The sequence below is a fragment of the Shinella sp. AETb1-6 genome (genome assembly GCF_009826875.1).
Taxonomy (GTDB): domain Bacteria; phylum Pseudomonadota; class Alphaproteobacteria; order Rhizobiales; family Rhizobiaceae; genus Shinella; species Shinella sumterensis.
Genome location: NZ_WUMM01000001.1, coordinates 254568 through 266776, shown reverse-complemented (window position 1 = coordinate 266776; position 12209 = coordinate 254568). Strand labels below are relative to the sequence as shown.

Here is a 12209-nt window from a genome sequence, read left to right as displayed (position 1 = left end):
GATATCGCGTGGGCTCTCTTCAACTCAAATCCGTCCGCAAGTCCTTCGGCCCGGTCGACGTGCTCAAGGGCATCGATCTCGATGTGAAGGATGGCGAGTTCGTCATCTTCGTCGGCCCGTCGGGCTGCGGCAAGTCCACGCTGCTGCGCATCATCGCCGGTCTCGAGGATGCGACATCGGGCTCCATCACCATCGATGACCAGGAGGTGGCGACGGTGCCGCCGGCCAAGCGCGGCATCGCCATGGTGTTCCAGTCCTACGCGCTCTATCCGCATCTGAACGTCAAGGACAATATGGGGCTCGGCCTCAAGCAGGCCGGCACGCCGAAGGATGAGATCGACAGGCGCGTCGCCAAGGCATCGGCGATGCTGTCGCTTGAAAAGTATCTCACCCGCCGTCCCGCCGAACTGTCGGGCGGGCAGCGTCAGCGCGTGGCCATCGGCCGCGCCATCGTGCGGGAACCGAAACTGTTCCTGTTCGACGAGCCGCTCTCCAACCTCGATGCGGCGCTACGCGTCAACACGCGCCTGGAGATCGCAAGGCTTCATCGCGAACTCAAGGCGACGATGATCTACGTGACGCACGATCAGGTCGAGGCGATGACGCTCGCCGACAAGATCGTGGTGCTCGATGCCGGCGTCATCCAGCAGGTCGGCTCGCCGATGGAACTTTACAACCGCCCGGCCAACCTGTTCGTTGCCGGCTTCATCGGCTCGCCGGGCATGAACTTCATCGACGCCGGCCGGCTGGGCGTGAGCGATGCGAAGACGATCGGGGTGCGGCCCGAGCATGTCGCTTTGTCGCGCGATGCCGGGACGTGGCAGGGCAAGGTCGTGCATGTCGAGCATCTCGGTGCGGACACGATCGTCTATCTCGAATCCGAGGCCATCGGCACCTTGACGGTGCGCCTGTTCGGCGAGCATCATCACGCCGTCGGCGATGTGGTTTTCGCAACGCCCTCGGCAGATCAGACGCATCGTTTCGATGCGGTGGGGCAGGCGATACGTTGAGGCCCCTCATCACAAATCCGTGATCACAGCAGATCGCGGTGCGTCCGGCATGCGTGCCGGATTGTCAAAAGGCAGGAATTAACATACAGCCGTGTTTGTATGTTGCGATGCGGTGGTCCTCTCGGCCACCGCATCTGTTCGTTTTCAGCACCCAGCCGCCTAGACGGCGCCTTCTATGGAAGAACCGATGCGTTTCACGAGACCGATTTCGATTGCGACCCTTGGCGCCGTTTTGATTCTCGCAGGATGTCAGGAAGAGCAGGCGCCGCAGGCCGGCGCCGCCTTTCCGCCGCCGGCGGTCTCCGTCATTACCGTGAAGGCCGAGGACGTGCCGATCACCAACGAGCTGCCCGGCCGCATCGCCGCGACCCGCACGGCGGAAGTCCGCCCGCGCGCTTCCGGCATCATCATCGAGCGTGTTTTCGAACAGGGCTCGCAGGTCAAGGAAGGCGATGTGCTCTACCGGATCGATCCGGCGCAGTTCAAGCTGCAGGTCGATAGCGCCGAAGCCACGCTGCGGCGCGCCCAGGCCGTCCAGGCCCAGGCGAAGAACGACACGGCACGGCAGGAGCAACTGAGGAAGTCGAACGTCGCCTCCGCGCAGAACTACGATGACGCCGTTGCCCGGCTGGCCCAGGCCGATGCGGACGTCGCGAGCGCCCAGGCTGGCCTCGCCACCGCCAAGCTGAACCTCGAATACACCGAGGTGAAGGCGCCGATCAGTGGCCGAATCGGTCGCGCCTTGATTACCGAGGGCGCGCTGGTTTCGGCCAACGGCACGGAAAACCTCGCGACCATCCAGCAGCTCGATCCGGTCTATGCCGACTTCACCCAGTCCGCCACGGACCTTATCCGCCTGCGCAAGGCGCTGGAGGATGGCGACCTGATGGCCGACAACAATTCGGCCGCCGTCAAGCTTATCCTCGATGACGGGTCGCCGTATCCGCACCCCGGCAAGCTTCTGTTCTCCGAAGCGGCTGTCGACGAGACGACCGGCCAGGTGACGCTGCGTGGCGAATTTCCCAATCCGGACGGCGATCTTCTGCCGGGCATGTATGTCCGCGTCCAGATCGAGCAGGGCGTCGAAAAGGGCGCTGTCCTGGTGCCGCAGCAGGCCGTTCAGCGTGACGGTTCCGGCAGTGCGCTCGTCTATGTCGTCAGTGCCGACAACAAGACGGGTGTCCGTCCGGTCCGCGTCGGCCGTGCCGCCGGAACGCGCTGGGTCATCACCGATGGCCTGAAGGACGGCGAAACCATCATCGTCGAGGGCTTCCAGAAGGTTCAGCCCGGCGGCGAGGTCGTTCCGTCCCCGTGGGATCCGAACGCCGTGGCCAAGGACGCCGAGAAGATGGATGCCGAAGGTGCTGCGACCGAAAACGGCGATGCCAAGCCGGCCGACGCGCAGACGGATGAAGCCGGCAAGGCGGAAGGCGCAGGCGCCGACACGACCGAACAGGCGAAGTAAGGACCGCAACGATGCCCAGTTTTTTCATCGACAGGCCGATTTTCGCCTGGGTGGTCGCGATCTTCATCATGATCGCCGGCGCCATCTCCATCCCGTTGCTGCCGATCTCGCAGTATCCGGATGTCGCTCCGCCGCAGATTTCGGTTTCCACCTCCTACGCCGGCGCGTCGTCCCAGGACACCTACCAGAGCGTCACCAAGCTCATCGAGGATGAGCTGAACGGCGTAGACGGCATGCTTTATTTCGAATCGACCTCGAGCGCTTCGGGTTCGGCCGAAATCAACATCACCTTCGCGCCGGGCACCGATCCGTCGCAGGCCTCGGTGGATGTGCAGAACCGCGTCAGCCGCGTCGAGCCGCGTCTTCCCGATTCGGTCCGCCGTCAGGGCGTGCAGGTCGAGGAAGCCGGTTCGGGCTTCCTGCTTATCGTGTCGCTGACCTCCACCGACGGCTCGATGGACGCGATCGGTCTCGGAGACTATCTCAACCGCAACATCCTCTCGGAAGTGCAGCGCGTGCCCGGCGTCGGCCGTGCACAGCTGTTTTCCACGCAGCGTTCCATGCGTATCTGGCTGGATCCCGCCAAGATGCTCGGCCTCAACCTGACGGCAGCCGACATCACGGCGGCTGTCCAGGCGCAGAACGCGCAGATCGCAGCCGGTTCGATCGGCGCGCAGCCCAATCCGATCACGCAGCAGATCGCGGCTCCCGTCAACATCCGCGGTCAGCTGACGACGCCGGAAGAGTTCGGCGCCATCGTGCTGCGCGCCAATGCGGACGGTTCGGCCGTGCGTCTGCGCGACGTTGCGCGCGTGGAAGTGGGGGGCGAGACCTACTCGTTCTCCACGCGCCTCAACGGCCAGCCTTCCGCCGCCATCGGCGTGCAGCTTTCGCCGAGCGGCAACGCCATGGCGACATCGGCAGCGATCAAGGCGCGCATGGACGAACTGTCGAAGTTCTTCCCGCCGGGCCTCGAATATTCGATCCCCTATGACACCTCGCCCTTCGTGAAGGTGTCGATCGAGAAGGTGCTGCACACGCTGCTGGAGGCCGTGGGTCTCGTATTCCTCGTGATGTTCCTGTTCCTGCAGAACATCCGCTACACGATCATTCCCACACTCGTCGTTCCCGTTGCGCTGCTCGGCACCTGCGCCGTCATGCTCGCCATGGGCTTCTCGATTAACGTGCTGACCATGTTCGCCATGGTGCTGGCGATCGGCATCCTCGTCGACGATGCCATCATCGTCGTCGAAAACGTCGAGCGCATCATGTCGGAAGAGGGGCTGCCGCCGAAGGAGGCGACCCGCAAGGCGATGAAGCAGATCACCGGCGCCGTCATCGGCATCACGCTGGTGCTCGCTTCGGTATTCATTCCGATGGGCTTCTTCCCCGGTGCGGTGGGCGTCATCTACCAGCAGTTCTCGCTGACCATGGTCGTGTCGATCCTGTTCTCGGCCTTCCTGGCGCTCTCGCTGACGCCGGCGCTTGCCGGCAGCTTCCTGAAGCAGGTGCCGAAGGGCCATCATCACGCCAAGGGCGGCTTCTTCGGCTGGTTCAACCGCGGCTTCGACCGTACGTCGAAGGGTTATAGCGGCAGCGTCAGCTGGCTGGTTCGTCGCGCCGGCCGGTTCATGATCATCTACCTCGCGATCCTCGCGGGCCTCGGCTACATGTTCATGAAACTGCCGTCCTCGTTCCTGCCGGATGAGGACCAGGGCTTCGTCATCGTCATGATGCAGCTTCCCTCGGAAGCGACCGGCCACCGCACGGATGAAGTGCTCAGCCAGACCGAGAAGATCTTCGGGCAGGAGGCTGCGGTCGACAAGATCGTCGGCATCAACGGCTTCTCGTTCTTCGGTGCGGGCCAGAATGCCGGCCTTGCCTTCGTGACGCTGAAGGACTGGAGCGAACGCGGGCCTGAAGATGCCGCGCAGGCGATCGCCGGGCGTGCCAGCATGGCGATGAGCCAGATCAAGGATGCGATCAGCTTCGCGCTGTCGCCGCCGCCGATCCAGGGTCTCGGCACGACGGGCGGTTTCTCCTTCCGCCTCCAGGACCGTGGCGGCCTTGGTCAGGAAGCCCTCTCGGCCGCGAGCCAGCAGCTGCTCGGCCTCGCCGCGCAGAGCAATGTCGTGGCCGGCGTTCGCGTCGAAGGCATGCCCGACGCCGCGCAGGTCAATGTCATGATCGATCGCGAGAAGGCCAACACCTTCGGTGTGACCTTCGCCGATATCAACTCGACGATCTCGACCAACCTCGGCTCCACCTATGTGAACGACTTCCCGAATGCCGGCCGCATGCAGCGCGTGACGGTGCAGGCAGATCAGAACGAGCGCATGCAGGTCGCCGACCTCCTGAACCTCAATGTCCGCAACGCGAGCGGCGGCATGGTGCCGATCTCGGCCTTTGCGACCGCCGAGTGGGTAAGAGCTCCCACGCAGACGGTGGGTTACAACGGCTATCCGTCGATCCGTTTCAGCGGCGACACCAAGCCGGGCTTCTCCTCGGGCGATGCCATCGCGGAAATGCAGCGGCTTGCCGCCCAGCTTCCGCCGGGCTTCGGCTATGAGTGGACCGGACAGTCGTTGCAGGAAATCCAGTCCGGCTCGCAGGCGCCGATCCTTGTCGGCCTCTCGATCCTCCTGGTCTTCCTGTGCCTTGCGGCGCTCTATGAAAGCTGGTCGATCCCGTTTGCGGTCATCCTCGTCGTGCCGCTCGGCGTCATCGGCGCGGTCATCGCGGTCACGCTGCGCGACATGTCGAACGACGTGTACTTCAAGGTCGGCCTGATCGCCATCATCGGCCTCTCGGCGAAGAACGCGATCCTGATCATCGAGTTCGCCAAGGAGCTTATGGAGGACGGCAGGTCGCTGATCGATGCGACCATCGAGGCCTGCCACCTGCGCTTCCGGCCGATCCTGATGACCTCGCTCGCTTTCACGCTCGGCGTTCTGCCGCTCGCGATCGCCACCGGTGCGAGCTCGGGCAGCCAGCGCGCCATCGGTACCGGCGTGATGGGCGGCATGATCACCGCGACGGTGCTTGCCATCTTCTTCGTGCCGATCTTCTTCGTCTTCGTGATGAAGCTGTTCGGATACGGAAGAAAGAAGGAGGAGCCGGCTCCGGCGGCGACCAACCCGGCCGAGTAAGCCGCATGCGCCGGACCAAGGCCAGGGCCAAGGAAACCCGCGAGCAGATTTTGCTCGCGGCCGAGAAGGTCTTCTACGAAAAGGGTGTTGCGCACGCCTCCATGGAGGACGTGGCGCGCGCCGCGGGGGTGACCCGCGGCGCCATCTACTGGCACTTCGCCAACCGGGCGGATCTGGTGCTGGAACTCTACAATTCCCTGCCCATGCCGCAGGAAGAGCTGATCGCACGCGAGCTGGAAGCTCAGAATGCCGATGTCTTCGGCGTGCTGGAGCGTGTGGGCCGGGAGTGGCTCGAGCTGCTGGCTTCTGACGAACACCGCCAGCGCATTCTCTCGATTCTCCTGCGCTGCGACCACAGCGGCGAATTCGCCGCGATAGCCGAGCGCCAGAACGATATCGACGACGAGCATATGCAGGTGCTGGAGGCAGCATTTGCGAAGGCTGATGGCCAGGGCAAGCTCGGCGGCACCTGGACGCCCCGCTCGGCGGCATCGATGCTGCGCTGGGTGATCAAGGGCCTCTGTTCGGAATGGCTGCTGTTCGGCCGCCGCTTCGATCTTGCCGGGGAGGGCAAGGAGGCGCTGCGCCGGCTTTTCGCCAGCTATGCCCAGCCCGCGCCGTCGGGCTGAGCGGCATCGACGCCGCTCCTTTTTGATCCGAACCCGCCTGTCTGCGTCGTCAAAAGGTTCTTGACAGCGGCGAGCATTGTCCCGCTCTGCTGCATCACGCCATGGCGGCCCTGTGGGCGCCCATGACCAGTATGCTTGATGATCCGGGAGGCAAGGTGACGGCGAAGATGCGGGCAGGCGGGGGCGAACAGGGCTCGATCGACGGCGAGAAGCGCGGTCGCAAGGCCTCCAGGGAGACGCGGCGCCAGCAGCTCATCGAGGCGACCATCGATTCGCTGGCCAAGCGTGGTTATTCCGACACGACGCTGGCGGATGTCGCCGTTGGGGCCGGACTTTCCCGGGGCATCGTCAACTTCCATTTCGAGAGCAAGGAAAACCTGCTCGTCGCCACGCTGCAGTTCCTGTCGGAGGAGTACAGCGACAACTGGCAGGCGGCTCTGGAGAAGGCGGGACCCAGCGTCGCCGGCCGGCTGTGGGCGCTCGTGCATGCGGATTTCAGCAGAAAGATTTGCACGAAACGCAAGATCGCCGCGTGGGGTGCCTTCTGGGGAGAGGCCAAGTCGCGCCCGACCTACCAGGCCCTCTGCGGCGCACGGGACGTCAAATATCGCGAGACGGTCATCGCTCTTTGCACCGAACTTAAGGCGGAGGGTGGTTACGATTACCAGCCGGAGCCGGTCGCGCTGTCGCTCTGCGCCATGCTGGAAGGGTTGTGGCTGCGCCTCTTGATGGGCGACGGCACGACGCGCGAAAAGGCGCTGGAAGCGGCTAGCGCATTCGTTGCGGCGGTCTTCCCGCGACACCTGACGCCGCAGGGACCGCGGCCGGATCAAGCGCCCGCCGGTCAATGGGACAGGCCTTAACCGCTCGGTAACCCTTCGGCATCGCCGGCATGACGGCGGATTGACCTTTCGCAAGCCGCGGGCGTAGTTGATGCAACCGCCATGATGGCGGCCAGCAGTTCGTCGTCCTGGACGCGGGCTGCGCCCTGTCACCGACACGCTGTTTTCGATGTAAATCCGCCGCGTCCTTCTCGCCCCTGTGTAGCAGCGTTCATGCCCGGGCTGGCGCTCCGATTTTCCACCTGCTAGCTCTTGCTCGACCAGATCGCCGGAGCAGACCTTGCAGGACATCACAGACCTTTCCGCCCTCGCTCTTTCCACCGCCATCGCCGAACGGCGGCTCGATTGCCGAAGCGTCATGACGGCCTACCTGTCGCGGATTAAGGCCATCAATCCCCGCATCAACGCCATCGTGAGCCTGCGGTCGGCCGAAACGCTGCTGGCGGAGGCCGAGGCGGCCGACCGGGCCCTTGCTGCCGGCGATTATCGCGGCTGGCTGCACGGCATTCCCTTCGCCGTGAAGGACCTCGCGGAGGCCAAGGGCATTGTCTGCTCATTCGGCTCTGCCAACTACGCGGATTTCGTGCCCGACTACGACGATATCCAGGTCGAGCGCATCCGCGCCGCCGGCGCCATCATCATCGGCAAGACGAACGCGCCGGAAATGGGCCTGGGCTCGCACAGCTACAATCCGGTTTTCGGCGTGACCCGCAATCCCTACGACACGACGAAGAGTGCGGGCGGATCGTCCGGCGGCGCCGGTGCGGCACTTGCTGCGCATCTTCTGCCGGTCGCCGACGGCAGCGACATGATGGGTTCGCTGCGCAATCCGGCCGCCTTCAACAATGTGGTCGGCTTTCGCCCGTCCTTCGGCCGCGTGCCGTCGCTGGGCACGGAACTCTTTCTCGGCCAGCTTGCGGTGAACGGGCCCATGGGGCGCACCGTCGCCGATGTGGCTGCGCTTCTGGCCACGCAGGCCGGATACGATGCGCGCGATCCGCTGTCGCTTGCCGATGAGGACCTTTCCCCGGATATGCAGCGGGACTTCTCTGGCGCCCGCGTCGGCTGGCTCGGCGATTTCGGCGGTTCCCTGCCGTTCGAGCCCGGCGTGCTGGAACTGTGCCGCAGTTCGCTCGACGTGTTCCGGCGGCTCGGCTGCGCGGTCGAGGATGTCGCGCCGGGCTTCGACATGGCGGCGCTCTGGCAGACCTGGCGCACGTTGCGCCATTTCCTCGTCTCGAACGGGCAGGCGGCGGATTATGCCGACCCCGCGCGCCGCGCGCGCATGAAGCCGGAGATGATCTGGGAGGTGGAGAACGGCCAGCGACTGTCGGCGGGGGACGTTTACGCGGCCTCGCTCGGGCGCAGCGAATGGTATCGCTACGTCGCCGGCCTTTTCGAACGCTACGATTTCCTGGTCCTGCCATCGGCGCAGGTCTTCCCGTTCGATGCCGCACTGGACTGGCCGAAGAGCATCGACGGGCGTTCGATGGACACCTATCACCGCTGGATGGAGGTGGTCATCGGCCCGACGCTGGCGGGTCTTCCGGTCGCGGCCATGCCGGCCGGTTTCGGCGCGAACGGCTTGCCCGCCGGCATCCAGATCATCGGCCGCGCCAGGGCGGATCGGGACGTGCTTTCCATGGCCGCGCGCTATGAGAAGGCGACGGATTGGCTCGGCCTGCATCCCCAGTTCTAGGGAGCCGGGCAGCGCGGACACGCGAGCGCCGCATTTCCATGACAGGGAGCCTTGCCGGGCGATGAGCGCCCACAGGGCCTATTCCTGCAAAAACATGGGGCGCCGTAAAGGAATTGCTTACCATATTTCGTCATTCTTTACCCGTTCGGCAGGAACCGGAGGCGCATCGCCCCACCCGCCGCAAGCGTAATGGCTTCCGCAGGATGTCGTCCGCGGCCGCGCCGAGTAACGAGTATCGGGTAACGAGTATCATGGCGTCTGTGTACAGTTCCGCGCGTTCCGCGTCGAAATCCCGTCGGGGTCGCCCCGGAGGTATTCTTGTCAGCGCATTGCTTGCCTGCGGCGTCATTGCCGGATCCGCCTGGGCCGTCGTCTCGACGCTCGGGGCCATGCAGGAAGCGGCGTCGTCGCTTTCGCAGAGCAAGAAGCACCTTGCCCTCTCGCTTCCCGGCCAACCTGTTTCGGCCGAAAAGATGCAGGCCGAGCGCAATCTGAAGATCGCCAAATTCTCGCGCCTCTCGCCGCCGTCGGAAAGCGATATCCGCCAGAAGCAGCTGACGGCCGAGGCCATTCAGGCTGCGCATCAGCGCAAGATTTCCGTCCAGCTCGCCTCCGCCGTCAAGCGCGAGAAGCAGAAGGCCATGATGATCGAGGCGGCCTTTGCCCGCGCCGAACGCTCGGTCGAGCAGGAGAAGGCGATCACGGGCCAGCCGGCGCTGGTGACGGCGCTCCTGCCGGACGATTCTTCGCGCAAGAACATCCAGCCGTTCGGCCTCGTCATGGCGAAGCCGGAAGCCGAGGACGAAGACGAGGATTTCCTGGCGTCGATCCCGCTGCCCGAGGCACGGCCGGCGCTGGAGACGGTGACGATCGAGCGCAAGCCGGCCGTCGAGGAAAAGCCGGTCGCCCGCACCAAGCGCGACGAGGCGAAGGACAAGGACGAGGATGTCGCCTTCGCCAAGCCGGAGCGCTCGCTGTTCGGCGATCTCTTCAAGGGCAAGGGCAGCGGTTCCGGCTGGCCGGGCAAGGGTACGCGGGTCGCGATCTACGATGTCTCCAACGCCACGGTCCACATGCCCGACGGCACGAAGCTGCGCGCCCATTCCGGCATCGGCAAGATGCGTGACAACCCGCGCTACGAGCACGTCAAGATGAACGGCCCGACGCCGGCCGGCATCTATCGCCTGCGGATGCGCGAAAGCCGCTTCCACGGCGTCGAGGCGATCCGCATGCTGTCGGTCGATGGCCGCGATCCGAAGAACCGCACGGGCCTGCTCACCCACACCAACCTGCTGCGCGGGCAGAAGGGATCGCATGGCTGCGTGGCCTTCCAGAACTACGAGCCCTTCCTGAACGCCTTCAAGCGTGGCCACGTCACCATGCTGGTCGTGGTGCCGGAGCTGCCGTCCTCGCGCAACCAGCTGGCGGCGCTCTATCGCAAGGCGGGCGCCTGAGCCATCCCGTTTCCTTCTACCAAGACCGGCGCCATGGCGCCGGTCTTGGTATGTGCGCTACGTCCCGTCGTCCAACACGGCGGTTTTTTTATCAAATGTCAGTTCTCCGGCCGCCGTGGTTTAGCAAACGCTAAGAATTTTAGGCGATTTCTGGTCAGCCGCGGATTGGACCGCGGCGTTTCGCGTTTCGTTTGGGGTGCTACGTGGCTGCTTTTGATTTCGGAATGAATGCACGCGCCGTTCTGGCGGCGGTGAACCGCTCGCAGGCGATCATCGAGTTCGACCTGACAGGCCGCATCCTCCACGCCAACGAGAATTTCCTTGAGGCCGTCGGCTATACGCTGCCGGAGATCGTCGGCAAGAACCATCGCATTTTCGTCGCGCCCGACGAGGCGGCGTCGGCAGCTTACGCCGCCTTCTGGGCCAATCTGGCGAAAGGCAATTTCGACCGGGGCCAGTACAGGCGTATCGCCAAGGGCGGCCATGAAATCTGGATCGAGGCGTCCTACAATCCGGTGTTTCGCGGCGGCAAACCCTACAAGGTGGTGAAGTTCGCGACCGATATCACGGTCCTGAAGCGCAAGGCGCTGGAGGACGAGGGCAAGCTTGCCGCGCTCGGCCGCGCGCAGGCCGTCATCGAATTCACGCCCAGGGGCGACATCCTTACGGCGAACGCCAATTTCCTCTCGACGCTCGGCTACAGCCTCTCGGAAATCGTTGGCCGCCATCACTCCATGTTCTGCACGCGCGATTATGTCGACAGTCCCGATTATGCGCGGTTCTGGGAGCGGCTTGCCGAGGGCCAGTTCGCTTCGGACCAGTTCACCCGCATTGCCAAGGATGGCAGCAGCGTGCACATCCAGGCCTCCTACAATCCGATCCTGGATGCCGATGGAAAGGTCTTCAAGGTCGTGAAGTTCGCGACCGACGTGACGGAGCGCGTGCGGGCAATCTCGGAGATCGGCGCGGGGCTCGGGCGGCTGGCCGAATGCAACATCCGCGTTACCATCGACGACGCTTTCGTCAGTGAATTCGAACCGTTGCGGCGCGACTTCAACAATTCGATCGCGGCCTTCCAGGAGACGCTTTCGCTCGTCCTCGACCAGACCTATGTGCAGAACCGCAGCGGCCAGGACATGCGCAAGGCTGCCGAGGAGCTTTCCGAGCGCACGCGCAAACAGGCCGTTGCGCTGGAAGAGACGGCCGCCGCCCTGACGCAGGCGACCATCGCCGTGCGTTCCTCCACCGAGCGCACGCGCGAGACGCGCAAGCTCGTGCAGGATGCGCGCGTATCCGCGAGCAGTTCGGCGCAGGTGGTGAACGATACCGTCAGCGCGATGCAGCGCATCGAGGCCGCCTCCAGCGAGATCGGCCAGATTATCGGCGTTATCGACGAGATCGCCTTCCAGACCAATCTGCTGGCACTCAATGCAGGCGTCGAGGCGGCGCGTGCGGGGGACGCGGGCAGGGGCTTTGCCGTCGTCGCGCAGGAGGTTCGCGAACTCGCTCAACGCTCCGCCAAGGCCGCGCGCGAGATCAAGACGCTGATCACCAATTCAGGGGCGGAAGTGCAGGATGGCGTGCGCCTCGTCGGCGAAACCGGCCGGGCGCTGCAGGAAATCGGCAGCTTCGTGCAGAAGATCAACGAGAATGTCGATGCCATCGCGACTTCGGCCGCGGAGCAGGCGTCCGGTCTCGAGGAGATCAGCGCCGCCGTCTCCGATGTCGACCGCATCACGCAGGAAAACGCCGCCATGGTGGAGCATACGACCGCCACAAGCCAGACGCTGGCCGAAGGCGCGGTCAAGCTGAGCGACCTCGTCAACCGCTTCCAACTCAACCGCCGCGCCCGTCGTCGCGATGGCGGCGATATCTGGACGCCGGAGGAGCGTGCGGCGCGCCTCGGGACGATGCGCAAGGCATCCTGATCCCTTAGCAAGGCGGGCGGGGCCGGTGTCGGC

General features: G+C 64.7%; 8 protein-coding genes. All 8 read left to right on the top strand.

Going from position 1 to position 12209, the window contains the following annotated elements:
* Positions 1-8 precede the first annotated feature (8 nt).
* The 8 genes from GR158_RS01250 to GR158_RS01215 all read left to right on the top strand — a co-directional run bounded on the left by GR158_RS01250 (position 9) and on the right by GR158_RS01215 (position 12176).
* Positions 9-1010 carry an ABC transporter ATP-binding protein gene (locus GR158_RS01250; protein WP_134649534.1) on the top strand — a complete coding sequence of 334 codons (1002 nt, stop codon included), beginning with the start codon at positions 9-11 and terminating at the stop codon, positions 1008-1010.
* A gap of 187 nt (positions 1011-1197) precedes the next feature.
* Positions 1198-2475: an efflux RND transporter periplasmic adaptor subunit gene (locus GR158_RS01245; protein ID WP_160869444.1), complete on the top strand. Its 1278-nt coding sequence runs from the start codon at positions 1198-1200 to the stop codon at positions 2473-2475.
* A gap of 11 nt (positions 2476-2486) precedes the next feature.
* Complete coding sequence (locus GR158_RS01240) at positions 2487-5624, top strand: efflux RND transporter permease subunit (RefSeq protein ID WP_134649532.1); 3138 nt, start codon at positions 2487-2489, stop codon at positions 5622-5624.
* A 5-nt stretch (positions 5625-5629) separates the two neighbouring features.
* On the top strand, positions 5630-6253 hold the full coding sequence (locus GR158_RS01235; protein WP_160869442.1) for a TetR family transcriptional regulator: 624 nt from the start codon (positions 5630-5632) through the stop codon (positions 6251-6253).
* Between the two features lie 167 nt (positions 6254-6420).
* The gene (locus GR158_RS01230) at positions 6421-7116 is read left to right on the top strand and encodes a TetR family transcriptional regulator C-terminal domain-containing protein (RefSeq protein WP_160869951.1); all 696 of its coding nucleotides are present in this window, start codon (positions 6421-6423) and stop codon (positions 7114-7116) included.
* Between the two features lie 259 nt (positions 7117-7375).
* Complete coding sequence (locus GR158_RS01225) at positions 7376-8794, top strand: amidase (RefSeq protein ID WP_134649530.1); 1419 nt, start codon at positions 7376-7378, stop codon at positions 8792-8794.
* A gap of 251 nt (positions 8795-9045) precedes the next feature.
* Positions 9046-10248 carry a DUF2778 domain-containing protein gene (locus GR158_RS01220; protein WP_160869440.1) on the top strand — a complete coding sequence of 401 codons (1203 nt, stop codon included), beginning with the start codon at positions 9046-9048 and terminating at the stop codon, positions 10246-10248.
* Between the two features lie 224 nt (positions 10249-10472).
* Positions 10473-12176: a PAS domain-containing methyl-accepting chemotaxis protein gene (locus GR158_RS01215; RefSeq protein ID WP_134649528.1), complete on the top strand. Its 1704-nt coding sequence runs from the start codon at positions 10473-10475 to the stop codon at positions 12174-12176.
* Positions 12177-12209: the final 33 nt, after the last annotated feature.